This is a genomic window from Micromonospora sp. bgisy143, assembly GCF_057708145.1.
Map to the genome: position 1 here is coordinate 75,702 of NZ_JBYIRN010000021.1, position 23,186 is coordinate 98,887.

A 23,186-nucleotide genomic window follows, 5' to 3' on the forward strand; every position below is an offset into this window, starting at 1 on the left:
GGTGGGGGCGGCAAACCGTGCGGCGGGGGCGGCGAACCGTGTTCAGAAGTCGGCGAAGAGGTACGGCACCGCCCGCGGGAAGATGCCGCGCAGCTCGGCGGCGGCGTCGACCGGCACCTCGCCCAGCCCGCGCAACGGCAGCTCGGACGGATCCAGCACCCCGTACGCCAGGGCGGAGAGCCCGGCCGCGGTGAGCGTCGCGGTCGGCACCGGACCGCTGCCGGCGTCCGTGACCTCCAGGGTGCCGCTCGTGCCGTCCAGCAGGTGGGTGCCGGCCAGCCACCGGTCCCCGGTCAGCTCCACGCGTACCCGACCCTGCCCGGCGGGCAGCCCGTGCAACGCGTCCAGCGACAGCAGCCGAGCCATCGGCGCGGACGCCCCGGGACGGCCCGCCCGCGCCTCGACGTGCACGTCCAGGTCGGTGAGCCACAGCTCGGGCAGCTCGTCCGGCGGCACCTGGAGGCTGACCCGCTCGACCTGGTCGACGTGCCGGGCGAGAAACTGCAACAGCAGCATCCGGGCGAGCGGGTCGGTGGCGAGCAGTTCGTTGCCGTGCAGCGTGCCGCCGTACTCATCGATCCGGTAGGTGACCGCGCCGGTCACCTCGCCGTCCACCCGGGCGGTGAGCAGCCAGTGCTCGTCGCGGTCACGCAGCCCGACGGCGCGGTAGTCCGGGAAGAGCGAGAAGCCGTGCCGGTCCCGTAGGCAACGCTCGGTGAACGCCCGCCACGCCGGGTAGCCCGCCCCGATCCGCTCCCAGCCCACCTCGCCGGGCAGTTCGGCGCGCAGCAGCGGCCCGAGGTCGGCCGGGTTGAACGAGACCGTACGCGGCTTGGGCAGCCCCAGGTAGCCGAACCGGGCGTAGAAGCTGGGCCGGAACGGGTAGAGCGCGCTGAGCGGGTGCCCCTCGTCTCGCATCTCGTCGAGCAGTCGCTGCAGCAGCGTCCGTACGTGCCCCTGCCGGCGGGCCAGCGGATGGGTGGCCACCCCGGCGACACCGGCCATCGGCAGCACCACCCCGCGCAGGTTCTGCCGCATCGGAATGGCCGAGACGGCGGCCAGCGTGGTGCCGTCCTCCTCGACGGTGAGCGTCGTGTTGCCCTCGTTGTAGGGCAGGTAGTCCCGGAACTGCTCGACCCGCGCGGCAGTCAGCGGTGACGCCTCGAACGCGTACGCGGCCAGCGGGAAACTCGTGGTGAGACGGTCGTCGGCGGTCACCCGGCGGATGGTCATCCGCCCATCTCAACCCGCCCGGCAGCCGGCAGCAACCGGATTGCCGGATCCGCTCAGCCGACGGGCAGGTGGCGCAGGTGCCGGCGGCGGCGCAACCGCACACTGGCCACGGCGGCCACGCCGACGACCAGCAGGGCGGTGACGGTGAGGCCGTGCAGCACACCCCGGGTCAGGTAACCGTCGTCGGTGTGGTCCACCGCCCAGGTCGCGATCTCCCGGCTCGACCAGAACGGCGTCAACCTCGCCCCCGACTCGGCCGGGTCGATGAGCATCTGCACGGTCACCACCGTGAGCAGCAGCAGCGTCCCCTCCATCTCGCGGGGCAGCAGCGTGCCGATCAGCATCCCGAACGGCGCCGCCACCGCGACGCAGCACAGCAGCGCCGCGACCAGGCCGCCGTAGCGCAGGTCCGCGCCGTCGAGCATCGGCAGGAGGAAGAAGGGTACGGCGATGACGAGCCCCACCGCCCACAGGCCGACCATCCGGCCGAGGTAGAGGTGGTGCGGACGGTAGCCGGCCAGCCGGAGCCTCGGCTCCAACTCCCGCGCCGCGGTGGTCGCGAAGAGCGCCGCGGTGCTCACCGCCCAGCACACTCCGAGCAGCAGCGACCGGACCGACTGCCCGAGGTACGCGTCCCGCCGGATCATGTAGAAGGTCAACGGCATCAACAACAGCAGCAGGAGTACGCCCCGCCGCCGCAGCAGTTCCCGCAGCGTCATCTCGGCGACGGTGACGAGCCTGTTCACGGGCGGCCTCCTCGAACACCGGGCGCGACCCGCCCGGACTGGTGTGCCGGGGTCAGGTCGAGCACGGTGTCCACCCGGTCGAGTTGGTTGAGCAGGTGGGTCACCACGACGATCGCGGCGCCCTCGTCCCGCAACCGGCTGAGCTGGTCCCAGAAGTTGACGTAGGTGCCCTGGTCGAAGCCCTGGTACGGCTCGTCGAGCAGCAGGACGTCCGGCTCGCTGAGGGTGGAGATGGTCAGGTTGAGCTTCTGCCGGGTGCCACCGGAGAGATGCCGGGCCTGCACGGCGCCGCCCGCCTCCCAGCCCAGCTGTCGGGCCGCCGCCCGGCCGGCGCGGCGGGCCGGTCCACGGGCGATGCCCTGGCCGGCGCCGACCAGCACGAAGTGCTCGTCGGCGAGCAGGAAGTCGGCGGTGCCGCCGGACTGCGGGCAGAAGCCGAGCCGCCCGCTGACGGTCACCTCACCGGCGTCGGGTGACATCAGCCCGGCGCAGATCCGTAGGAAGGTGCTCTTGCCGCAGCCGTTCGCGCCGACCACCGCCGCGATCTGTCCGGCCCGGACGGTCAGTGCGACGTCCCGCAGCACCGTCTGCCGGCCGTACCGCTTGGTGATGCCCGCCGCGTGCAGCCGGACCGGTCCGGGGCGCGGCCCGGGCGCGGTGCCGATGCTCTCCACGATCGCGCCCGCGTACTGCTGGGGTGGGCCGAAGACGATCCAGGGGTCGCCGCCGGAGTCGCGCAGGTGTGTGGCGGCCTCGGCGACCACGTGCCGGGCGGCGTCCGCCGCGACCCGGCGCTGGTGCAGCTCGGCGGCGAATGTCCGGAGCCAGTCGTCAGCGTTCACCCGGCAACCCCCTTCGTGACGATGTCGTTCACCGGCCGCACGAAGGTGAGCCAGGCGCTGCCGCCCTCGCGCAGTGCCACCTGCCCGTCGTCGGTGAGCCGGTAGTACTTGCGAGCGGGCCCGGCGGTGCCCTCCCGCCACTGGGCGGTCACCAGACCGGTCTTCTGCAGGCGCAGCAGGACGGGGTAGAGCGTGCCGCCCTGGATCGGCCCGACGCCCGCCGCGTCGAGCGCCTGGGCGAGTTGGTAGCCGTAGGACTCGCGTTCGGCCAACAGGGCCAGGACGCAGATGTCGAGCACCCCTCGCAGCCACTGCCCGCGCCGGTCGGAATCCACAGCCGGGACACTAGCGCCGCAACCTAGATGGCACAACCATCTAGTCGAGCCGGGCCGGATCCGACCGGCGGTCCCGGTGGGACCGTCGAGCGGGCCGGACCGGATCAGCGGGTGGTGACGTCCGAGACGACGACGGTCACGTTGTCCGGCGCGCCGGCGTGGTGGGCCAGCTTCACCAACTGCTCGCCGCACTGCTGGCGGTCGGCGTACATGCCCAGCGCCGCCGCGATGGCGTCGTCCTCGACGTAGTCGGAGAGCCCGTCACTGCACAGCAGCAGCCGATCGCCGGGCACCACGGTGAGCACACCGACCGCCGGCGGGGTGTCCGCGCCCTGCACGGCCCGGGTCACCAGGGAGCGCTGCGGGTGGTGCCGCGCCTGGTCGGGGGAGAGGGTGCCCTGGTCGACGAGCGCCTGCACGAACGTGTCGTCCCGGGTGAGCTGGGTCAGCTCCCCGTCCCGCAGCAGGTAGCAGCGGGAGTCGCCGACCTGGGCCAGCACCAGCGTCTCGCCGGCCAGCAGCGCGGCGGTGAGCGTGGTGCCCATCCCCTCGCGCGCCGGGTCCACCGTGATCGCGGCGTGGATGCGCTGGTTGGCGGTGCTGACCACGGCACGCAGGGCGTCCGCGGCCGCGTCCGGTTCGGTGGGTGGGGTCAGCTCGTCCAGGATCCGGATCACGATCTCGCTCGCCACCTCACCCGCGGGCAGGCCACCCATGCCGTCGGCGACGGCGATCAGGCGGTCACCGGCGAGGGCCGAGTCCTCGTTGTTGGTGCGGACCAGGCCGATGTCGTTGAGGATGGCCGAGCGGAGGATCAGCGTCATGGTGCCAGCTTGCCAAGAACACCCCGCCTTCGTCTCTACGCACTACTGCGTAGGGTTGAGAAATGATGCCGGTGTCCATGGTCGGACGCGCCGGCGAGCTCGCCGAGCTCGACCGGGCGTGGTCCGCCGTGGCGGCCGCCGAGCGCCGCGCGCCGACCGTCGCGGTGCTCACCGGTGCGGCCGGCGTGGGCAAGAGTCTGCTGGTCGCCGCCGCGGTGGACGCCCTCACACCGCGTCCGTCAGTGGTGCTCTCGGGTGCCGCTCGGGTGCACGGTCCGGCCCCGTACGACTGGTTGGCGGCGGTGCTCACCGGCCGCGACACCGGCTCGCTCGCCCTGCCGCCCGACGCGCTGGCGTGGCTCGCCCAGCAGCCCACCGCGCCGCGCGAGCGGTACGCCCCGGGCACCCTGCTGCGCCTCGCCGTCCGTACCGTCCAGTTGCTGGTCGGCGCCGGGCCTGCCGTACTGGTCGTGGACGACCTGCACGCGCTCGACCCGGCAAGCGTCAACCTGGTCGGTGAGTTGGCCACCGTGGCCGAGTTGCCGGCGCTGCTGGTCGTCGCCAGCCGGCCGGCCGCCGACGCGGTGGCCCCGGACCTCACCCGCCGCGCGTTGGCCCGCCTCTGCGGGGTACGCGGCGTCGTCCGCCAGCACCTGGGCCCACTGCGTCCGGCCGAGGTCGCCGAGGTGCTGACCCAGGTGTACGCGAACAGCCCTTCCGAACGGCTGGTCACCTCGGTCTGGCGACACACCGGCGGCAATCCGTACGCGTTGACCGAGCTGCTGGCCGCGTACGCCGGTCAGGGGCCGGACGCCCTGCTGCGGCGGCTGCCCGGGCCACGTACGCCCGTCGGCCCGGTGGAGGCGGTCGAGGTGGAGCTGACCGCCCGGGAGGTCGAGGTGCTGGGCTGCCTGGTCGGCGGCATGTCGAACAAGCAGGTGGCGAAGGCGCTCGGCATCTCGGTGCGTACGGTCACCGTGCACGTGTCGAACCTGCTGCGCAAGACCGGCTCGGCGTCGCGGACCGAGGTGGCGCTCTGGGCGGTACGCCGGCGGTTGCCGGTCCCCGCGCCGGTGGACTGAGCCGGGTTCAGCGACGGGGGTAGCGCAGCAGCAGGCTCGCGGCGACCTCCTCGTCGCCCACCGCCGCGTAGGTGTGCGGCACGTCGGAGACCCACCGGAGGTGACCGCCGGCCGGGGCGGTCAGTGGCGCGTCGGCCGGTCCGGCGCGCAGCACCCCGGCGAACACGGTGATGTGTTCGGTGACGCCCGGCTGGTGGGCGGGGGACGTCTGCACGACGCCCGGCGCGACGCGCATCCGGTACAGCTCGTAGGTCGCGTCGGTGTCGTCGAACACCTCCAGCAGGGTGGCGGTGACGGCGGTGCCGTGTACCACCGGCCCGGGGGTCGGCTCGGCCAGCAGGGCGGTGAACGGTACGCCGAGCTGCGCGGTGACCGCCCAGAGCGTCTCCAGGGTCGGGTTGCGGGTGCCGTGTTCCAGGCCGGAGAGGGTCGCCTTCCCGATGCCGGCGAGCCGGGCCAGTGTGGACAGCGAGATCCCCCGCTCCTCGCGCAGGGCGCGTACGCGCCGACCGACGACGGCGGGGTCCACGTCGAGGCCCGGACGGCCCGCTGGTGGTGGCTGCGGCATCCGACTATGGTGCTACACACTGTCGTTCCGTAAACGGAACACTCGGGGGGTGGGTGGCATGGGCGGGCGCGCGCAACCGGTACTGGCCGGCGTGGTGACCGCGCTGGTCGGCTTCGCCAGTTCGTTCACCGTCGTCCTGGCCGGGCTCCGGGCGGTCGGCGCGTCGGACGCGCAGGCGGCCTCCGGCCTGCTCGCCCTCTGCGTGGCGTGCGGGCTCGCCGCCGCCTGGCTGGGCTGGCGGCACCGGATTCCGATGAGCGTCGCCTGGTCCACGCCGGGTGCGGCGCTGCTGGTGGCGACCGGGCCGCCGCCCGGCGGCTGGCCGGTCGCGGTGGGCGCCTTCCTCGTCTCCGGGGCGCTGATCGTCGCGGCCGGTCTCTTCCCGCCGCTGAGCCGGGCGGTGGCCGCCATCCCCAAGCCGGTGGCCGGCGCGATGCTCGCCGGGGTGCTGCTGCCGCTGTGCACCGCACCGGTCCGGGCGCTGGTCGAGCTGCCCCTGGTGGCCGGTCCGGTGGTGGTCGGCTGGTTGCTGCTGCACCGGTTCGCCCGTCGCTGGACGGTGCCCGGGGCGCTGCTGGTTGCCGTGGTGGCGCTCGCGCTGACCGCGCCGCCGGCCGGGCTGAGCGGTGCCGCGCTGATCCCGTCGGTCACCCTGACCGCGCCGGCCTGGAGCGTCTCCGCGCTGGTCGGACTGGCCCTGCCGCTGTTCCTGGTCACGATGGCGGCGCAGAACGTGCCCGGCATGGCGGTGCTGGTCGGCTACGGCTACCGTCCGCCGTTCGGTGCCGCGCTCCGCGCCACCGGGCTCGCCAGCCTGCTGGCCGCCCCGGCCGGCGGACACGCCGTCAACCTCGCGGCGATCACCGCCGCGCTGGCCGCCGGCCCCGACGCGCATCCGGATCCGGACCGTCGGTGGGTCGCCTCGGTCACCGCCGGCGTCGGGCTCGCCCTGCTCGGGCTGGGTGCGGGCGTCGCCACGGCCCTGGTCGCGGTCGCGCCGCCGATCCTCATCGAGGCCGTCGCGGGGTTGGCCCTGCTGGGCGCGCTCGCCACCGCGCTCGCCGCGGCGGTGACCGAACCCGAGGGCCGGGAGGCCGCCGTGGTCACCTTCGTGGTGACCGCCTCGGGAGTGACGCTGATCGGCGTGGGGGGCGCGTTCTGGGGGCTGATCGCCGGCTGCCTGATGCTGCTGCTCTTCCGCCGCCGCCCGGCCCCGCCCGTCCCGCCCTCGCCCGTCCCGCCCGCCCCGGAGAGCTCACGGCTCCCGGCCTGATCCACTCGGGTTCCTGAAAGGCGGGGTGTCCGGGACGCGGTGACGCCCCGGTTCGCGTGAACCCGAGTCGATCAGGGCGCCGGGGTCACTCCTCGCGAGGGAGGTCGGTCATGCCCACGGCGAGGAGGACCCGGCCGTCGGCCACCGAGCCGATCCGGTCGGCCGGGACGTACACGGCACCGTCGGCCGACTCGGTGGAGACCTTCAGGTAGCCGGTGTGCAGCAGACGTGCCGCCAGGTCGGCCGGCACGTCCGGCTCCTCGACCGCCGTCGCCTCGATCAGCTCGTCCAGGCTGCTGCCCGGGTCGGCGGTCGGGGTCTGCACGGTCACCGCGTTCGGGTCGCCCCGCTGAACGAGGTCCACGGTGCCGATCTCGGTGCCGGCGACGTCGATCACCGGCATCCCGGTGGTGATCCGCGAGATGGTCGCCTGCTGCTCGTCCTGCTGGTCCATTTCTCAGCGGTTCCCGAGGCGGCGCGTCACTAAACGCCATCGCCGGACGGCCCGGAGGCGACCACCCCGGAGCGCCTGATGACTCTCGGGCATAAATATGCCGCAGAGTCATCACCGCCAGAAGCGACATCGCCCCCGAGCCGCGCGCAACAGTGGCGGCCGTCCAGCGCCACCGTCCGGCCTTCGGTCAGCCGTTCGGAAGGGCCCAGCCGCCCGGCGGACGGGGAGACAGCTCCCGCCAGGTGTCCGTGCCGTCGAGCAGCGCCCGGACCGTCTCCTCGGCCTCGTCCGCGCTGCCGTACTCGTAGAACCGGGAGATGCCCTCGGCGCCGCCGGCCCGCTGCTCGACGTGCCACCGATCGGCGTCCACCCGGAGGAAGACGTCCCGCCGGGCCAGCCGCCCCCACTTCCCGTTCCACCAGTGCTTGCGCTGCTCCATGGCCGGACTCTATCGAACACACGTACGAGAAGATGCGGCCCCTGCGGGAATCCCGCAGGGGCCGATGTGCATCCGCTCCGGTCAGCGCGGCGCGGGCGGCTCGGTGCGCCGACCCAGCACGTCGTCAAGCGCCCCGCGCTGCTGGCCCGGGGTGGTGTGACCGGCGGAGACCAGGGCGTCCCGGATCTCGGTGAGCAGCTTGACCTCCTCGCTGGGCGCGGCCGGCGGCGGCTCCTCGCCCCGCTTGCGCCGCTCGGCCAGCCGGTTCATCGGGTAGACGACCAGGAAGTAGAGCGCCGCCGCGGTGAGCAGGAAGGTGATCACCGCGTTGACGAAGGCGATCCAGTCGAACGCGATGCCGCGGAACTCCGGGGCGGTGCCGGCCAGGCCCTTGTCGCTGCCGGTGATGAGCAGCACGAAGACCCGGATGAGCGGGTCGAGGAACGACTTGGTGAGTTGGGTGACCACGCCGGTGAACGCGGCGCCGATGACGACACCGACCGCCAGGTCGACGACGTTGCCGCGCATGATGAAGTCTTTGAAGCCCTTGAGCATCCGTACTCCCGAGGTGTCCGTTTTCCGTCGCGGACAACCTATGCCCCGTCGACCGGCTCCAGAAAAGCACCGGCCTCGATCGCCGCCCGGCCCGCGTCGCCGGCCCGGATCGCCTCGACCAGCCGGGTGTGGTCGACGTAGCGCTCGGGCGTGAGCGCGTCACCCATCGCCTGGGCGACGGTGCTGCGCAGGGCGACGCCGACCGAGGCGTACAGCTCGGCGAGCATGGCGTTGTGCGCGGCGGCGACCACCGCGACGTGCAGGGCCGCGTCGGCCTCCACGAACGCGTCGACCCGGCCGCCGCGCCAGGCCGCCTCGCGGTCGGCGAGCGCGCCGTCGAGCGCCGCCAGATCCTCCGGGGTACGACGCAGCGCGGCGAGCCGGGCCGCCTCCACCTCGAAGGCGCGGCGTACCTCGATGACCTCGGTCATCCGGTCGTCGCCCAGTCGACGGGCCACCACCGGGGCCAGTTCGTCGGTGGACACCACGTAGGTCCCGGAGCCCTGCCGGCACTCCAGTACCCCGGCGTGCACGAGGGCGCGGACGGCCTCGCGGACCGTGTTGCGCCCGACGCCCAGCGCGGCGACCAGCTGTGGCTCGGTGGGGATGCGACCACCCACCGGCCACTCCCCGCCGAGGATCCGGGCCCGGAGCTGCTCGATGGTCTGCCGGACGCGGTGCCCCCGGGGAGGCACGGCCGGCTGCGCGGCGGGGGAATCGACCGACGGTGGCACTGGTTACATCACCGGCCCAGAATTCATCCCATGATTGTAGGTTAGAGGTCATGACCCCGCCAGCCGCCGCCGCTCCGGCCCTGCCCGCACCCGTCGTCGACACCCTCCCGACGCGGGAACCCGCGCCCCGGCGGACGCACCCGGTGACCGGTGGCGCGCTGGTGCTGGTCGGGATGCTGCTGGTGGCGCTGAACCTGCGCATGGCGGTCACCAGCCTCGGCGCCCTGCTCGACGAGATCCGCGACGGGCTGGGGCTCTCCGGGGCCATGGCCGGGCTGGTCACCACCCTGCCGACCATCGCGTTCGCCGGCCTCGGCGCGCTCACCCCGTGGCTGGTCCGCCGGGTGGCCCCGGCCCGGGTGCTGGTGGTCGCCATGATCGCCCTGGCCGTCGGTCAGGTGCTCCGGGCCGCCACCGACTCCGCCTGGATCTTCGTGCTCACCAGCGCGCTGGCGCTGGCCGGCATCGCGGTCGCCAACATCCTGCTGCCCATGCTGGTCAAGCAGCACTTCGGTCACCGGACCGGCCTCGTGACCGGGGCGTACACCATGGCGTTGACGCTGGGCACGACGGTGGCCGCCGCCAGCGCCGTGCCGATCGCGCACGCCTTCGGGTCCTGGCGGGCCGGGCTGGGGGTCTGGGCCGGGCTGGCCGCGGTGGCCGTACTCCCGTGGGTGCCGCTGGCGCTACGGACCCGCCGGGGCGCGCGGCGCGCGACCCCGACGGCGGCCGTCGCCGCGCGGGTCCGGCCGGCGCGGACCCGGCTGGGTTGGGCCATGGCGATCTACTTCGGGGCGCAGTCGCTCAGCGGGTACGCGATCATGGGCTGGCTGGCCCAGCTGTTCCGCGATGCCGGCTACCGGCCGGAGGCCGCTGGGCTGCTGCTCGCCGGGGTGACCGCGCTCGGCGTGCCGATCGCGCTGCTGATGCCCACCCTCGCCGGTCGGCTCGCCACCCTGCGGCCGCTGGTGCTCGGCCTGACCGGCGCGTCGGCGCTGGCCTACCTGGGGCTGGCGCTGGCACCGCACGGCGCCGCGTTGCTCTGGGTGACCCTGCTGGCGCTCGGACAGGGCGCGTTCCCGCTGATCCTCACCACGATCGGCCTGCGCGCCCGCACCGCCGAGGGGACCGTCGCGCTCTCGGCCTTCGCGCAGAGCACCGGGTACGTGATCGCCGCTCTCGGCCCGCTGTCGGTCGGCATCCTCTACGAGATCACCGGCGGCTGGACGGCACCCATCGGATTCCTGCTGGCCGCGCTCGCCGTGCAGACGGCGGCGGGCATGGCAATCGCCCGTCCCCGCTACGTCGAGGACGAGTAGGTCGAAACAGCGATCAGGAGGACGCCGGGGTCGGTTCGCCGGCGACGGCCTCGTCCACCGTCGGATAGGTGTGCAGCACCTCGACGAGCCCGCTCACCTCGAGGATGCGCAGCACGCCGCGCTGCGGAGCGGCCAACCGCACCACACCGCCGGCCTCGTCACAGCTGTTCTTGGCGCGGACGAACACCGACAGACCGGTCGAGTCGCAGAACGAGACGTCCGCCAGGTCGAACACCAGCCGGTTGCGGCCCTTGTCGAGCAGGTCGGTGATCTGGTCCTGCAACTGCGGTGCGGTTGCCATGTCCAGCTCGCCCGCGACCGACACGACGACCACGTCGCCGCGTTGTTCCGTGTGCACCGTCAGGGACATTCGCCAGCCCTCCTGTTATCGGGGGAACGGTATCCCACGGCTGGGGTCGTACGCAGAACGGGAGCCGGCATTCGGTGGCCATCGTCATTCCATTGCTGTGCAGCAAGTAGTTGTGCAGACCCCGGTGATAGAGTCCGGCCGGTCCAGGTCGAGGGGGGTTTTCGCGATGGCGTTGAACGCCGAGGAAAGTGGTCGGCTGGCCGCGCTGCTGGGCGGGCACGCCGAGCAGATCACGCAGCGGTGGACCGACATCGTCGCCGGCTCGCTCCGGGGCCGGCTGAGCCACGCCGAGCTGCGCCGGCAGGTCGAGGACCTGCAGCGGGCCATCGTCGGCACCGCCGAGCAGGGCAGCGTCGACCTGTCCGCCGAGAACGCCGGCGAGCTGCGCGCCACGCTCTCCGAGCTGTCCCGGGGCAGGGCCCGGCAGGGCTTCTCCGCCACCGAGACGTCGATCAGCGTCTTCGCGCTCAAGGACGTGCTGGCCGAGTTGCTCCAGGAGTCCGGCGCCGCCGACGCGCTGCACGATTTCGTCGCCTACTCCAGGCTGGTCGACGAGCTGGGCCTGTTCACCTTCGAGAGCTTCGTGCGTACCCGCGAGAGCCTGATCGCCGACCAGGCCGAGCAGCTGCTCGAACTCTCCACCCCGGTGGTCAAGCTCTGGGAGGGCGTGGTCGCCGTCCCGCTGGTCGGCACCCTGGACTCCGCCCGGGCCCAGGTGGTCATGGAGCGGCTGCTGCAGACCCTGGTCGACACCGGCTCCCCGTACGCGATCATCGACATCACCGGCGTCCCGGCCGTGGACACCCAGGTCGCCCAGCACATCCTGAAGACCGTGGTGGCCGCCCGGCTGATGGGCGCCGACTGCATCATCTCCGGCATCCGCCCGCAGATCGCGCAGACCATCGTGGCGCTCGGCATCGAGTTCGGCGACATCGCCACCAAGGCCAGCCTCGCCGACGCGCTGCGCCACGTACTACGGCTCACCGGAGTCGAGACCGCCCGCCGCCAGCCACGCAGGGACGCCTGATGGAACGCGTACCGATCCTCAAGATCGGTGACATCCTGCTGGTCTCCATCCAGCTCGACATGTCCGACCAGACGGCGGTGCAGCTCCAGGAGGACCTCGCCGAGCGGATCGTGGCCACCGGCTGCCACGGCGTCATCATCGACATCACGGCGTTGGACATCGTCGACTCGTTCGTCGGCCGGATGCTCTCCACCATCGCCTCGATCTCCAAGGTCCTCGACGCGGAGACGGTGGTGGTGGGCATGCGGCCCGCCGTCGCCATCACCCTCGTCGAACTGGGGCTCTCACTGAACGGCATCCGTACCGCGCTGAACGTCGAGCGCGGCATGGAGCTGATCGCGGCGGCCAACGCGGACGACCTCGACCACCAGTTCGACGACGATCCGAACGCCGAGACGGCCACGCCGTGACAACGGGCATCGAACTGGGCCACCCGCAGGCGCAGTCGGTCCGCAGCGACGAGGACGTGGTCCGCGTCCGGCAACTGGTCCGGTCGGTGGCGGTCGCCGTCAAGCTGTCGCTCGTCGACCAGACCAAGGTGGTCACGGCCGCGAGCGAGCTGGCCCGCAACACCCTGGTGTACGGCGGTGGCGGCACCGTGGAGGTCACGACCGTGGACAGCGGTCGACGCAAGGGCCTCCGGATCGTCTTCGCCGACTCCGGCCCCGGCATCGCCGACCTCGACCTGGCCCTGACCGACGGGTACACCACCGGTGGTGGCCTCGGCCTCGGCCTCAGCGGGTCCCGGCGGCTGGTCGACGAGTTCGAAATCGAGACATCGGCGGAGACCGGCACCCGGATCACCGTCACCAAGTGGGCCCGGTGAACGGAGACGCGGTCACCGACAGTGGGCTCTGGTTCCGCGTGGAGGCCAGCAGCGCGGCCAGCGCCGTACGACGGGCCGCCGAACGCCTCGGTGAGCAGGTCGAGATGGACGCGTCCCGGATCGCGGACCTGGCCATCGTCGCCGCCGAACTGACCAGCAACCTCGTCAAGCACGCCGACGACGGCGTCCTGCTGCTGCGACCGGTCCGCCGCGCCGGGCAGGCCGGCGTGGAGATGATCGCCATCGACTCCGGGCCGGGCATGGCCGACCTCACCGTCTCCTCCCGGGACGGGCACTCCACCACCGGCACGCTCGGCATCGGCCTCGGCGCCATCGTCCGGCAGGCGAGCTGGTTCGACGGCTACTCCCTGCCCGGCAAGGGGACCGTCTTCGCCGTCCAGGTCTGGCCGGGCGAACCGGCGAAACCGTCCTGGGCCGGCGGTCTCACCCGGCCGATCCCCGGCGAGACGGTCAGCGGTGACGGGTACGCCGTCCGGCTCACCGACGGTCGGCACCAGGTGCTCGTCAGCGACGGTCTCGGGCACGGCCCGCTGGCCGCCGCCGCCACCGAGGCCGCGCTCGCCGCCTTCCGGAACGCTCCGGCCGGCCCGCCCGCAGCGGTCGTGAGCCACCTGCACCGGAGCATGTCGCACACCCGGGGGGCCGCGATCGCGGTCGCCGAACTGGCGTCCGGCGTCCTGCACTACGCCGGGCTCGGCAACATCGCCGGCGTGATCGTCGACGGTGACGGGCAGCGCCGAGGGCTGGTGTCGCTGCCCGGCATCGCCGGGCACCAGCGGCCGACGGTACGCGGCTACGACTACCCGTTCGGGCCGGACGCCCGGCTCGTGATGCACAGCGACGGCGTCGTCGACCGCTGGCGGTTGACCGACTATCCGGGCCTCGTCGAACGGTCTCCGCTGGTGCTGGCGGCCACCCTGCTGCGTGACGCCGGGGTGCGGCGCGACGACGCCTGTGTCCTGGTGGCGAGGTCCCGGGCATGAGCGTCGATCCGGGCGTGCCGGCCGCCGAGCCGCTGCTGCAGATGGCGCTCCGCGTCGAACAGGACATCTTCGTCATCCGCCAGCGTGGCCGCGAGGTGGCCGGTGTGGTGGGCCTCGAACACCAGGACCAGGTACGGATCGCCACGGCGCTCAGCGAGGTGGCCCGGGACCTGTTGCGGACAACGGATGGCGCGGACGTCACCTTCCACGTCGACGGAGGCGGCGACGGCCGCTTCCACCTGCGCGCCGACCTGGCGCCGGTGACCCCTCTGCCGGACGGCCGGTACGAGCCGCAGTCCGGCGCGGTGTCCCGCCTGGTCGACACCCTGAGCGTCATGACCGTCAAGGGGGTTACGGTCGTACGGATGTCCCGCAGAGTCCCGGCGAACGCGCCGGCGCCGACTCCGGAGCGGCTGGCCGAGTTCCGTGCCGAACTCGGCCGCACCGCGCCGGGCAGCGCGCTGGACGAACTGACCGTGCAGAACGGCCAGCTCATCGCGGCCCTCGACGAGGTGCGCAGCCAGCGCGACGAGTTGGCCGTGCTGAACGAGGAGCTGGCCGAGACCAACCGCGGTGTGCTGGCGCTCTACAACCAGCTCACCGAGGAGTTGGAGGAGACCAACCGGGGAGTCGTCGCCCTCTACGCCGAGCTGGACGAGAAGTCGGCCCAGTTGCGCGCCGCGAGCGAGTCGAAGAGCCGCTTCCTGGCCAACGTGAGCCACGAGCTGCGGGCCCCGGTGACCGCGATCATCGGGCTGGGCCGCCTGCTGTCGGACTCCTCGTCCGACCCCCTCACCACCGAACAGGTCCGCCAGGTCGGCCTCATCCGCTCCTCGGCGGAGGATCTGCTCGGCCTGGTGAACGAACTGCTCGACCTCGCCAAGGCCGAGTCCGGTCGGATCGAGCCGGACTGGGCGGACGTGGACCTGCGGCCGGTCTTCGGGCAACTGCGCGGCACCATGCGGGCGCTGGCCACCCGGCCCGGGGTGGAGCTGACGGTGGAGGAGCCGACCGCGCCGGCCGTGCTGCGCACCGACGAGGTGCTCCTCGGTCAGGTGCTGCGCAACCTGCTGCACAACGGTCTCAAGTTCACCGAGCGCGGCGAGGTACGGCTGCGCGCCCGACGCCACGACGACCGGTGGAACTTCGAGGTCAGCGACACCGGCCCGGGCATCGCCCCGGAGCTGCACGACCGGATCTTCGAGGAGTTCTACCAGGTGCCCGGCGCGACCCGGGTCGGCGGCACCGGCCTCGGCCTGCCGTACGCCCGGCGGCTGGTGACCCTGCTCGGTGGCACGCTGGAGTTGGCCAGCGAGCCCGGGCGGGGCAGCACATTCACCGTCTCCCTGCCCACCGGCGGAGCGTGACGGTGGACGGCGGGCCGACGACCGTCCTGGTGGTCGACGACAGTCGTACCAAGCGGTACCTGCTGGTCAGTTGGCTCACCCGGGCCGGCTACACCGTGCTCGAGGCGGAGAACGGCACCGAGGCGCTGGCCCGGGTCGAGACGGACCGCATCGACCTGGTGGTGCTGGACGTCCGGCTGCCCGACCTGAGCGGCTACGAGGTGTGCGAGCGGATCAAGGCGGCGCACCCGGCGATGCCGGTGATCCACGTTTCCGCGCACGCCGTGGACGTCACCGACCGCGCCCAGGGGTTGACCCGGGGGGCGGACGCGTACCTGGCCGAGCCGATCGAGCCGGAGGAGCTGATCGCCACCTCCCGGGCGGTCCTGCGCTACTACCAGGCCCGGCAGCGCGCCGAACTGCTCGCCGAGCGGCTGCTCGGCCTCGCCGACACCACCGTCGCCGTGCACGCCGCGTCGACCTTCGCGCGGCTGCTCGAAGCCGCCGCCGAGGGTGCCGCGCAGATCTTCAAGAGCCCCGCCGCCGTGATCGCCGAGACGTTCGACGGTGACTGCATCGCCGGCGTCTGCGCAGGTCCCGGCGCGGACGCCGCCATCGTGCCGTGGATCGTCGACGACACGGGGGTGCCCACCGGCGCGACCGTGCGGGTGGAGTCGCCGGAGAACTGGGGGCTGCTCAGCTGGCCCACCGACGACACCGTGACCGTGGCCGCGGCGCGGCTGCGGGAGGACCGCGCGCCGTTGTACGTGGTGGTCCCCACCGCCACCCAGACCGCCCGGACGCCGGTGCTCGTGCAGCTCGCCCAGGCCGTGGCGGCGGCCGTCGAGGCCCAGCGCTCCTTCGACGAGGAGCACCGGATCGCCGTCACCCTTCAGCGCAGCCTGCTCCCGCGCAGCCTGCCCACGATCGCCGGACTGGACCTCGCGGTGCGGTACGAGCCGGCCAGCGCGCAGACCGAGGTGGGCGGGGACTTCTACGAGCTGGTGATGCTCGACGGGCACCTCCTGCTGGCGATCGGGGACGTGGCCGGCCACTCGCTGCACGCGGCCACCGTGATGGCCGAGCTGCGGCACGCGGTCCGGGCGTACGCCGTCGAGGGGCACCAGCCCGGCGAGATCCTGCACCGGGTCAACGAGCTGATGCGTACGCTGCTGCCGAACGAGCTGGCCACGCTCTGCGTCCTGCTGCTGCACCCGCCGAGCGGCCGGGTCCGGCTGGCCAGCGCCGGTCACCTGCCGCCGCTGCTGCACCGCGACGGCAAGGTCGAGTTCGTCCAGCACTCGGCGCCCCTGCTCGGCGTCCGCGCGCCCCGACCGGCCGACCTGGAGTTCGTCCTGCCGACCGGCGCCACGCTGGTGTTCTACACCGACGGGCTGATCGAGCGGCGGGACGCGACCATCGACGAGGGCCTGGCCGCGCTGGCCGCGGTGTCCGCCACCGTGGACGCGAACCTGGACGACTTCTGCGCCCGCCTCCTGGTCGAACTGGCCCCCGACAAAATCCAGGACGACGTAGCCGTAGTAGTCCTCCGCCGCCACTGACCCACCCCACCCGCACCCGGCTCCCGGCCGGGCTCCCGCCTATTTGCCCCGGTGATCATGAAGTTATTGCTCGCCGGGTCGGCGTGTCGTGGCAATAACTTCATGATCACCGGGGTGGGCGGTGGGGCGGGCACCGGGGTGGGGGTGGGTGGGTGTTGACTGGGGTATTCGCTGGGTGAATAGTTGAGGGGTGTCTACGCCGCATGTTCTGCTGGGGTTGCTGGCTGGGGGGAGTCGGCACGGGTATGAGCTGAAGCGGGCGCATGACCAGCGGTTGCCCCGGGCTCGGCCGCTGGCGTTCGGGCAGGTGTACGCCACCCTGGGTCGCCTCGAACGGGACGGTCTGGTGGCCACCGCCGGTCAGGATCGGGCGTCCGGGCCGGATCGGACGGCGTACGCGCTGACCGACGAGGGCCGCTCCACCCTGGACCGGTGGCTGTCCGAAGTGGAGTCGCCGATGCCGTACGTGGCCAGCACGCTCTTCGCCAAGGTCGTGGTGGCGCTGCTGGTCGCCGACGTCGACCGGGCGCGTTCGTACCTGATGGACCAGCGCGCCGCGCACACCGCGCGGCTCCGGGAGCTGACGGCGGTCAAGACCGACCCGGCCGCCACCCTCAACGACGTGGTCGCGGCCGATTTCGCGATCGCCCATCTCGACGCCGACCTGCGGTGGCTGCACACCACGCTGGGCCGGGTCGCCGACTGGCACCGGGAGGTGCACGCGTGACGCAACTCCAGGCTCGTGGCGTGGTTCGTTCGTACGGCCCGACGCCCGCCCTGCGCGGTGTGACGCTCGACGTGGCCGAGGGCGAGATCGTCGCGGTCACCGGGCCGAGTGGCTGCGGCAAGTCGACCCTGCTGCACTGCCTGGCCGGGATCCTCCGGCCCGACGCGGGCGAGGTCACCTGGCGCGGCCACCGGATCGACACCTGGTCGGAGGCCGCCCGGTCCCGGCTACGGCGTACCGAGTTCGGGGTGTTGTTCCAGTTCGGGCAACTGGTCGCCGAGCTGACCGCGGCCGAGAACGTGGCGCTGCCCCTGCTCCTCGCCGGCACGGGGCGGCGAGAGGCACGGACGGCGGCCCTGACCTGGCTGGACCGGTTCGGGGTGGCCGAACTGGCCGACCTGCGGCCCGGCGAGATGTCCGGCGGTCAGCAGCAGCGCTGCGCCACGGCGCGGGCGCTGGTCACCGAGCCGCGGGTGCTCTTCGCCGACGAGCCGACCGGCGCGCTCGACACGCTCACCGGCGAGCAGGTGCTCACCCAACTGGTCCGGCTCGCCCGGGAGCAGCGCACCTCCGTCGTGCTGGTCACCCACGAGCCGCGGATCGCCGCGTACGCCGATCGGGAGATCGTGCTGCGCGACGGTCTGGTGGACCACACCGGCCTGGGGCTCGACGTGCCGTTGGCCGGCGGCGCACGGTGAGGCCGGCGACGCTGGTACGGCTCGCGCTGGCCGGCAACCGGACGGACACGGCACGCGTCGTGCTGACCGCGCTCAGTGCCCTGCTGGCGACGCTGGCCGGGCTGGCGGCGCTGACCGTGCTCGCGATCCAGAAACCGGCCGGCGATGCCTGGGCACAGTCCGAGCAGTACCGCAACGCGTTGCTGCGTGAGCCGGGGCTGCGTGGCGGGACCGCGTTCGCGCTGCTGATGCTGACCGTCCCGGTGCTGGCCCTGGCCGGCCAGTGCGCCCGGCTCGGCGCGCCCGCCCGGGACCGGCGACTCGCCGCGCTCCGGCTGGCCGGCGCGACCCCCGGCCAGGTCACCCGGCTGGCGATCCTGGAGACCGGCCTGGCCAGCCTGCTCGGCACCCTCGCCGGGCTGGGCGTCTACCTGGTCGGTCGCAACCTGCTGCACCGGCCGGACGACCAGGGCCGGTTGGCGCTGCCCACCGACGTGCTACCGCCGACCGGCGCGCTCGTCGCGGTGGTGCTGGGTCTGCCGGTGATCGCGGCGCTGGCCACCGCCCTGATGCTGCGCACCGTCACGACGAGCCCGCTCGGGGTCAGTCGCAAGGCCGCCCGCGAGCGGGGTCCACGCCCGTGGGCCGGGCTGTTGATCGGTCTGGGTCTGGGGTCCTTCATCGCCGTCCGCCCGTTGCTCTACCGGGTCGAGGGCAACTCCGTGCTGCTGGGCTGGCTGGTGCCACTGCTGTTCCTGGTGAGCGGTCTCACCGCGATGATCGGGGTGGTGGTCGGCGCCGGTTGGATCTCATACACCTGCGGGCGGCTGCTGCGCCGGCACGCCCGGGGTGCGTCGGCGCTGCTCGCGGCGGGCCGGCTGATGGCCGACCCGTGGGCGGGCAGCCGGACGTTCGCCGCGCTGCTGGCCGCCGTGATCTTCGGTGCCGGGGCGGCTGCCCAGCGCGCCTACTTCGTCGCCCAGGACGCGCTGGAACGGGAGCAGAACCGCCTCGCCGGGGTGGACGACGGCGGCGCCAACCCGTTCTACCTGTCGACAATGGACCTGGTCGACGCCGCGGTGGCCGTCGCGGTGCTGATCGCGGCGGGCGGTCTGATCGTCGCGCTGGTCGAGGGGATCGTGGCCCGCCGACGCGCGTACGCGGCGCTGGTCGCCACCGGCGTGCCCCGGGCCACGCTCAGCGGGTCGGTGGCCTGGCAGGCGCTCACCCCCGCGGTGCCGGCGATCCTGCTGGCGCTCACCGTCGGAGTGCTGCTGGGCAGGGGACTCTTCCCCAACGTCAGCGTGGGCGGATCGTCGGAGCTGGTGTGCGACGCGACGGCGGCGCTCTGCGCCGACCCGGCCACCCGTGACCAGTACACCCGGGTCGTGCAGACCGCTGCGGAGGAGCGGACTGTCGCCGTACCTCTGGAGCACCTGGCGTGGCTCGGCGCCGGCGCCCTGGCGGCGGTGCTGGTGACGGTCGGTGTCGGCCTGCTCTTCCTGCGGGTGAGCACGGCGGTGGACGAGTTGCGGACGGCCTGAGCGAGGACGACACCGGTCTGATCGCGCCGTTTCGCGGAGGTGGTGGCCTCGACGGCGTGTGCGGCCACCACCTCCGGGATCGAGCGTCAGGCGCGGCCCAGGCGGTCCAGGATCCAGGCGTTGATGAACGCCTCCTCGCGCCAGGCGTCGTAGCGACCGCTCGGGCCACCGTGCCCGGCGCCCATCTCGGTCTTGAGCAGGTAGTCGCCCTGCGGTGCGGTGGCCCGCAGCCGCGCGATCCACTTCGCCGGCTCGGAGTAGAGCACCCGCGTGTCGTTGAGGCTGGTCACCGCGAGGATCGCCGGGTAGTCCACCGCCGCGACGTTCTCGTACGGCGTGTACGACTTCATGTACGCGTACACCTCGGGGTCTTCGAGCGGGTTGCCCCACTCCTCCCACTCGGTGACGGTCAGCGGCAGCGACGGGTCGAGGATCGAGGTGAGCGCGTCCACGAACGGCACCTGCGCCACGATCCCCGTGAACGCGTCCGGGGCGAGGTTGGCGACAGCGCCCATCAGCAGGCCGCCGGCCGATGCGCCCCGGGCCACCAGCCGGTCGCTGGCGGTCCAGCCGGCCTTGACCAGGTGCCGGGCGCAGGCCACGAAGTCGGTGAAGGTGTTCTTCTTGGCCAGCATCTTGCCCTGGTCGTACCAGCGCCGGCCCAGTTCACCGCCGCCCCGGGTGTGCGCCACGGCGAAGACCACGCCCCGGTCCAGCAGGGACAGTCGGGCCACCGAGAACCACGGGTCCATGCTGGCCTCGTACGAGCCGTAGCCGTACAGCTCGCAGGGGGCCGAGCCGTCCCGGGGCGTGCCGACCCGGCAGACCAGCGAGATCGGCACCCGGGTGCCGTCGTCGGCGAGCGCCCAGTCGCGGTGCTGCTCGTACTCGGCCGGGTCGTACGGCCGGCCGTCCGGTCCGGGCAGCACCGGCTTCTGCTTGCGCAGCACCATCTGCCGGGTCACCAGGTCGTAGTCGTACACCGAGTCCGGGGTGACCAGCGAGGAGTAGCGCAGCCGGACCTGACCGGTGCGGTACTCCGGGTTGGCGTCCAGGCCCACGCTGTAGAGCGGCTCGGGGAAGTCGATGTCGTACCCGTCGTCGCTGCCGATCGGGAGCACCCGTAGGCCGGTGAGGCCGTCGGTGCGCAGGGACACCACCAGGTGGTTCGCGAACGCGTCCACCGCCTCCAGCCGGGTGCCCGGGCTGTGCTCGATCAGCGGCACCCAGTCGCCCGGGGTGTCCGCCGAGGTGAACGCCAGCGCGAAGTCCTCCGCGCCGTCGTTGTGCAGGATCAGGAAGCGGTGGCCATGGTGCTCCACCGCGTACTCGACGCCCTGCCGGCGGGGTGCGATCACGGCCGGGGCGCCGGTGGGGTTGCCCGCCGGGATCACCAGCACCTCGCTGGTGATCTTGCTGTGGATGTCGACGAGGATGAACTTCTCGGAGCGGGTCAGCTCGACGCCCACCCAGAACCGCTCGTCGTCCTCCTGGTGCACCACCACGTCGTCGGCCGCGGCCGAGCCGATGGTGTGCCGCCAGACCCGGTTCGGTCGCCAGGCGTCGTCGACCGTCACGTAGAACAGCACCGACGCGTCGGCCGACCAGGCGGTGCCGTAGAACGTGTCCGGCACCTCGTCGGGCAGCAGCTCCCCGGTGCTCAGGTCCTTGACGCGGAGGGTGAAGCGCTCGTCGCCGGAGAAGTCCGTCGAGTACGCCAGCCAACGCCCGTCCGGGCTGACGTCGAACGCGCCCAGTGAGAAGAAGTCGTGCCCCTCGGCCAGCAGGTTGCCGTCGAGCAGTACCTCCTCACCGTCGAGCGGGGCGCCGTCCGCGCTGACCGGCGGGTCGGACTCGCCGTCGCGGACCGCACGCCGGCAGTGCACGCCGTACTGCTGGCCCTCGATCGTGCGGGTGTAGTACCAGTACCCACCCTTGCGGGTGGGCACGGACAGGTCGGTCTCGCGGGTGCGCTGGCGGGTCTCCTCGAACAGCTCCGCGCGCAGGGCGGCCAGGTGCGCGGTGCGCTCCTCGGTGTACGCGTTCTCGGCGGTCAGGTAGGCGATCGTCTCCGGGTCGTCCTTGGCGGCGAGCCAGGCGTACTCGTCGACGACGGTGTCGCCGTGGTGGGTGCGCTCGGTGGGCACCCGCTTCGCCGCGGGCGGGGCAGTCTCGGTGGTCACGGCGGCCACGTTACCGGCCGGCTCACCCTGTGTGCCGGACCAGTGGCATCCCGAACACCACCACCTTGGCTTTCGAACACATGTACGATAGCCGGCATGGCGGCAGCAGCGAGTTCCCTCGGCCGGTCCGGAGCCCTCGAGATCACCCGGCGATTGACGGCGATCTGCGGTCCGCCGTTCGCCCGACTCGCCGGCCCGGCCGACGAGGTGGCCGGCCGGCCGGCCCGCTGGGTGGCCGTGCCCGGCGGTCCGCACGCGGCGGCCGAGGTGCTGCGGCTGGCCGCCGCGCACGACCTGGCGGTGGTGCCCCGGGGCGCCGGCACGAAGATCGACTGGGGTGCCACCCCGACGCAGGTCGACATCCTGCTCGACACCGGCCGGCTGGCCGGCATCGGTCACGAGCCGGTGGGCGCTCCGGTGGCCGAGGTCGGTGCGGGCACTCCACTGCGGGCGGTACAGGCCACTCTGGAACGCACCGGGCAGCGGCTCGCGATGGACGCCCCCTCGCCCGGCGCGACCCTCGGCGGGGTGCTCGCCGCCGGGGAGACCGGTCCGCTGCGGCACCGCCACGGCAGCCCGTGCGACCAGCTCGTCGGCGTCCGCTATCTGGCCGCCGACGGTGAGCTGGTCAGCGCCGGCGGCGGCGCACCCGGGCTGGACCTGGCCCGGCTGCTCTGCGGTTCACAGGGTGCGCTCGGCGTGCTGGTCTCGGCGAGCCTGCGGGTGCAGCCGGTACCGGCCAGCCGGCTCTGGGTGTCCCGGCCGGTGTGGACCCCGCTGGAGGTCCACGAGCTGATCCGGTCGATCCTCGCCGCCCGCCTGGAACCGGCGGCCATCGAGCTGGACCTGCCCGGTGGTCTGCCCCGGCCGCGCACCGCGTACCCGCCGGGCCACCCGGCCGCCACCGCCCGCGAACGGCACCCGTCGATGTCCGGCCGGTCCGGGGCGCCGTCCCGGGCGGGCAGCCTCGTCGTGCTGCTCGAAGGCGGCCCGGCCGAGGTGAACGAACGTGCCGAACGGCTGGTCGGCCTGCTGCACGGCGAGGCGACCGTCGCCCATTCGGCACCGACGTGGTGGCGTCGCTATCCCTTCGCGCCCGGTGACACGGCGCTGCGTCTGGAGGTGCCGATCAGCGACCTGCACGCCGCCGTGTACGCGCTGCGCGACGCGGCCGGCGCACCCGTGCCGGTGCGCGGCTCGGCCGGTCTGGGCGTGGTGCACGCGGCCCTGCCCGGCACGGTGCCGCCCGACCGGGTGGCGTCCATCCTGGCCGCCGTCCGTGGGGTGCTGCTGGCCCGGCAGGGCCGCTGCCTGGTCGTCTCCGCACCGGCAGCGGTCCGGCAGGCCGTCGACCTGTGGGGCGAGCTGGCCGGCCTGGCCCGGTTGGAGGCTGCCAAGGAACACCTCGACCCGGAGCGCCGCCTGGCCCCCGGCCGCCTCCCCGGCGGCCTGTGAGGTCGTCGAACCGCCCGTGCGGCCGCGCCGGTCCGTGCGGCTGTGCCGGTCGGTGACGCCG

The 23,186-nt window shown here is 73.3% G+C and carries 25 protein-coding genes; 13 read left to right on the forward strand and 12 right to left on the reverse strand.

From position 1 onward, the window contains the following. Nucleotides 1-42: 42 nt before the first annotated feature. From AC3EN4_RS22830 to AC3EN4_RS22850, 5 genes are all read right to left on the reverse strand, one after another. Nucleotides 43-1,233 (reverse strand): GNAT family N-acetyltransferase, encoded by a 1,191-nt coding sequence (locus AC3EN4_RS22830; protein WP_435207737.1) that lies wholly within the window; start codon nucleotides 1,231-1,233, stop codon nucleotides 43-45. Between the two features lie 53 nt (nucleotides 1,234-1,286). Further along, nucleotides 1,287-1,979, reverse strand: coding sequence for an ABC transporter permease (locus AC3EN4_RS22835; protein WP_435207738.1), 693 nt, complete (start codon nucleotides 1,977-1,979; stop codon nucleotides 1,287-1,289). After that, on the reverse strand, nucleotides 1,976-2,821 hold the full coding sequence (locus AC3EN4_RS22840) for an ATP-binding cassette domain-containing protein (RefSeq protein WP_435207739.1): 846 nt from the start codon (nucleotides 2,819-2,821) through the stop codon (nucleotides 1,976-1,978). Before AC3EN4_RS22840 ends, AC3EN4_RS22835 begins: the two co-directional genes overlap by 4 nt. Then, nucleotides 2,818-3,156, reverse strand: a complete 339-nt coding sequence (locus tag AC3EN4_RS22845) for a PadR family transcriptional regulator (RefSeq protein ID WP_422737777.1) — start codon at nucleotides 3,154-3,156, stop codon at nucleotides 2,818-2,820. Before AC3EN4_RS22845 ends, AC3EN4_RS22840 begins: the two co-directional genes overlap by 4 nt. 104 nt (nucleotides 3,157-3,260) lie before the next feature. After that, nucleotides 3,261-3,980, reverse strand: coding sequence for a PP2C family protein-serine/threonine phosphatase (locus tag AC3EN4_RS22850; RefSeq protein ID WP_422737778.1), 720 nt, complete (start codon nucleotides 3,978-3,980; stop codon nucleotides 3,261-3,263). 62 nt (nucleotides 3,981-4,042) lie between these two features. Between AC3EN4_RS22850 and AC3EN4_RS22855 the strand changes: the two genes are divergently transcribed. Beyond that, the gene (locus AC3EN4_RS22855; RefSeq protein ID WP_435207740.1) at nucleotides 4,043-5,062 is read left to right on the forward strand and encodes a LuxR C-terminal-related transcriptional regulator; all 1,020 of its coding nucleotides are present in this window, start codon (nucleotides 4,043-4,045) and stop codon (nucleotides 5,060-5,062) included. A 7-nt stretch (nucleotides 5,063-5,069) separates the two neighbouring features. Here the strand turns inward: AC3EN4_RS22855 and AC3EN4_RS22860 are convergent, their stop codons facing one another. Next, nucleotides 5,070-5,630: a helix-turn-helix domain-containing protein gene (locus AC3EN4_RS22860; protein ID WP_435207741.1), complete on the reverse strand. Its 561-nt coding sequence runs from the start codon at nucleotides 5,628-5,630 to the stop codon at nucleotides 5,070-5,072. Nucleotides 5,631-5,688: 58 nt separating this feature from the next. On the opposite strand from AC3EN4_RS22860, the gene AC3EN4_RS22865 reads away from it, so the two are divergent. After that, on the forward strand, nucleotides 5,689-6,903 hold the full coding sequence (locus AC3EN4_RS22865; protein WP_435207742.1) for a benzoate/H(+) symporter BenE family transporter: 1,215 nt from the start codon (nucleotides 5,689-5,691) through the stop codon (nucleotides 6,901-6,903). A gap of 85 nt (nucleotides 6,904-6,988) precedes the next feature. Here AC3EN4_RS22865 and AC3EN4_RS22870 read toward each other — a convergent pair whose 3' ends face one another. The 4 genes from AC3EN4_RS22870 to AC3EN4_RS22885 form a co-directional block, all read right to left on the reverse strand. After that, nucleotides 6,989-7,357, reverse strand: a complete 369-nt coding sequence (locus tag AC3EN4_RS22870; RefSeq protein WP_421474041.1) for a hypothetical protein — start codon at nucleotides 7,355-7,357, stop codon at nucleotides 6,989-6,991. A 187-nt stretch (nucleotides 7,358-7,544) separates the two neighbouring features. Further along, nucleotides 7,545-7,796, reverse strand: coding sequence for a hypothetical protein (locus AC3EN4_RS22875; protein ID WP_435207743.1), 252 nt, complete (start codon nucleotides 7,794-7,796; stop codon nucleotides 7,545-7,547). 81 nt (nucleotides 7,797-7,877) lie between these two features. Continuing rightward, complete coding sequence (gene mscL, locus AC3EN4_RS22880; protein ID WP_435207744.1) at nucleotides 7,878-8,351, reverse strand: large conductance mechanosensitive channel protein MscL; 474 nt, start codon at nucleotides 8,349-8,351, stop codon at nucleotides 7,878-7,880. 38 nt (nucleotides 8,352-8,389) lie between these two features. Beyond that, the gene (locus AC3EN4_RS22885; RefSeq protein WP_435207745.1) at nucleotides 8,390-9,085 is read right to left on the reverse strand and encodes a FadR/GntR family transcriptional regulator; all 696 of its coding nucleotides are present in this window, start codon (nucleotides 9,083-9,085) and stop codon (nucleotides 8,390-8,392) included. 50 nt (nucleotides 9,086-9,135) lie between these two features. On the opposite strand from AC3EN4_RS22885, the gene AC3EN4_RS22890 reads away from it, so the two are divergent. Next, nucleotides 9,136-10,404: an MFS transporter gene (locus tag AC3EN4_RS22890; protein WP_435207746.1), complete on the forward strand. Its 1,269-nt coding sequence runs from the start codon at nucleotides 9,136-9,138 to the stop codon at nucleotides 10,402-10,404. A 13-nt stretch (nucleotides 10,405-10,417) separates the two neighbouring features. Here AC3EN4_RS22890 and AC3EN4_RS22895 read toward each other — a convergent pair whose 3' ends face one another. Continuing rightward, complete coding sequence (locus AC3EN4_RS22895) at nucleotides 10,418-10,774, reverse strand: STAS domain-containing protein (protein WP_007454464.1); 357 nt, start codon at nucleotides 10,772-10,774, stop codon at nucleotides 10,418-10,420. A gap of 166 nt (nucleotides 10,775-10,940) precedes the next feature. Between AC3EN4_RS22895 and AC3EN4_RS22900 the strand changes: the two genes are divergently transcribed. The 9 genes from AC3EN4_RS22900 (at nucleotide 10,941) to AC3EN4_RS22940 (ending at nucleotide 19,487) form a co-directional block, all read left to right on the forward strand. Further along, nucleotides 10,941-11,801: an STAS domain-containing protein gene (locus AC3EN4_RS22900; RefSeq protein ID WP_435207747.1), complete on the forward strand. Its 861-nt coding sequence runs from the start codon at nucleotides 10,941-10,943 to the stop codon at nucleotides 11,799-11,801. Continuing rightward, nucleotides 11,801-12,211 carry an STAS domain-containing protein gene (locus AC3EN4_RS22905; protein WP_435207748.1) on the forward strand — a complete coding sequence of 137 codons (411 nt, stop codon included), beginning with the start codon at nucleotides 11,801-11,803 and terminating at the stop codon, nucleotides 12,209-12,211. Before AC3EN4_RS22900 ends, AC3EN4_RS22905 begins: the two co-directional genes overlap by 1 nt. Next, on the forward strand, nucleotides 12,208-12,627 hold the full coding sequence (locus AC3EN4_RS22910; protein ID WP_422737785.1) for an anti-sigma regulatory factor: 420 nt from the start codon (nucleotides 12,208-12,210) through the stop codon (nucleotides 12,625-12,627). Before AC3EN4_RS22905 ends, AC3EN4_RS22910 begins: the two co-directional genes overlap by 4 nt. Beyond that, nucleotides 12,624-13,631, forward strand: a complete 1,008-nt coding sequence (locus tag AC3EN4_RS22915) for a SpoIIE family protein phosphatase (RefSeq protein ID WP_435207749.1) — start codon at nucleotides 12,624-12,626, stop codon at nucleotides 13,629-13,631. The genes AC3EN4_RS22910 and AC3EN4_RS22915 overlap by 4 nt, the downstream gene beginning before the upstream one ends. Continuing rightward, nucleotides 13,628-14,998, forward strand: a complete 1,371-nt coding sequence (locus AC3EN4_RS22920) for a sensor histidine kinase (RefSeq protein WP_435207750.1) — start codon at nucleotides 13,628-13,630, stop codon at nucleotides 14,996-14,998. The genes AC3EN4_RS22915 and AC3EN4_RS22920 overlap by 4 nt, the downstream gene beginning before the upstream one ends. A gap of 2 nt (nucleotides 14,999-15,000) precedes the next feature. Further along, nucleotides 15,001-16,539: a SpoIIE family protein phosphatase gene (locus tag AC3EN4_RS22925; RefSeq protein WP_435207779.1), complete on the forward strand. Its 1,539-nt coding sequence runs from the start codon at nucleotides 15,001-15,003 to the stop codon at nucleotides 16,537-16,539. Nucleotides 16,540-16,729: 190 nt separating this feature from the next. Next, nucleotides 16,730-17,266, forward strand: a complete 537-nt coding sequence (locus tag AC3EN4_RS22930) for a PadR family transcriptional regulator (RefSeq protein WP_435207751.1) — start codon at nucleotides 16,730-16,732, stop codon at nucleotides 17,264-17,266. Further along, nucleotides 17,263-17,964, forward strand: a complete 702-nt coding sequence (locus tag AC3EN4_RS22935; protein ID WP_435207752.1) for an ABC transporter ATP-binding protein — start codon at nucleotides 17,263-17,265, stop codon at nucleotides 17,962-17,964. Before AC3EN4_RS22930 ends, AC3EN4_RS22935 begins: the two co-directional genes overlap by 4 nt. Continuing rightward, the gene (locus AC3EN4_RS22940) at nucleotides 17,961-19,487 is read left to right on the forward strand and encodes an FtsX-like permease family protein (protein ID WP_435207753.1); all 1,527 of its coding nucleotides are present in this window, start codon (nucleotides 17,961-17,963) and stop codon (nucleotides 19,485-19,487) included. The genes AC3EN4_RS22935 and AC3EN4_RS22940 overlap by 4 nt, the downstream gene beginning before the upstream one ends. An 86-nt stretch (nucleotides 19,488-19,573) precedes the next feature. Here the strand turns inward: AC3EN4_RS22940 and AC3EN4_RS22945 are convergent, their stop codons facing one another. After that, on the reverse strand, nucleotides 19,574-21,670 hold the full coding sequence (locus AC3EN4_RS22945) for a S9 family peptidase (protein ID WP_435207754.1): 2,097 nt from the start codon (nucleotides 21,668-21,670) through the stop codon (nucleotides 19,574-19,576). A gap of 96 nt (nucleotides 21,671-21,766) precedes the next feature. On the opposite strand from AC3EN4_RS22945, the gene AC3EN4_RS22950 reads away from it, so the two are divergent. Continuing rightward, entirely contained in the window at nucleotides 21,767-23,125 is a 1,359-nt protein-coding gene (locus AC3EN4_RS22950; RefSeq protein WP_435207755.1) for an FAD-binding oxidoreductase, read from the forward strand. Nucleotides 23,126-23,186: the final 61 nt, after the last annotated feature.

Coding starts and splice junctions, on each gene's coding strand:
- AC3EN4_RS22870 (WP_421474041.1), bottom strand. CDS start 7,357: ATGGACCAGCAGGACGAGCAGCAGGCGACCATCTCGCGGATCACCACC.
- AC3EN4_RS22865 (WP_435207742.1), top strand. CDS start 5,689: ATGGGCGGGCGCGCGCAACCGGTACTGGCCGGCGTGGTGACCGCGCTG.
- mscL (WP_435207744.1), bottom strand. CDS start 8,351: ATGCTCAAGGGCTTCAAAGACTTCATCATGCGCGGCAACGTCGTCGAC.
- AC3EN4_RS22895 (WP_007454464.1), bottom strand. CDS start 10,774: ATGTCCCTGACGGTGCACACGGAACAACGCGGCGACGTGGTCGTCGTG.
- AC3EN4_RS22950 (WP_435207755.1), top strand. CDS start 21,767: ATGGCGGCAGCAGCGAGTTCCCTCGGCCGGTCCGGAGCCCTCGAGATC.
- AC3EN4_RS22905 (WP_435207748.1), top strand. CDS start 11,801: ATGGAACGCGTACCGATCCTCAAGATCGGTGACATCCTGCTGGTCTCC.
- AC3EN4_RS22900 (WP_435207747.1), top strand. CDS start 10,941: ATGGCGTTGAACGCCGAGGAAAGTGGTCGGCTGGCCGCGCTGCTGGGC.
- AC3EN4_RS22850 (WP_422737778.1), bottom strand. CDS start 3,980: ATGACGCTGATCCTCCGCTCGGCCATCCTCAACGACATCGGCCTGGTC.
- AC3EN4_RS22920 (WP_435207750.1), top strand. CDS start 13,628: ATGAGCGTCGATCCGGGCGTGCCGGCCGCCGAGCCGCTGCTGCAGATG.
- AC3EN4_RS22860 (WP_435207741.1), bottom strand. CDS start 5,630: ATGCCGCAGCCACCACCAGCGGGCCGTCCGGGCCTCGACGTGGACCCC.
- AC3EN4_RS22855 (WP_435207740.1), top strand. CDS start 4,043: ATGATGCCGGTGTCCATGGTCGGACGCGCCGGCGAGCTCGCCGAGCTC.
- AC3EN4_RS22830 (WP_435207737.1), bottom strand. CDS start 1,233: ATGACCATCCGCCGGGTGACCGCCGACGACCGTCTCACCACGAGTTTC.
- AC3EN4_RS22890 (WP_435207746.1), top strand. CDS start 9,136: ATGACCCCGCCAGCCGCCGCCGCTCCGGCCCTGCCCGCACCCGTCGTC.
- AC3EN4_RS22875 (WP_435207743.1), bottom strand. CDS start 7,796: ATGGAGCAGCGCAAGCACTGGTGGAACGGGAAGTGGGGGCGGCTGGCC.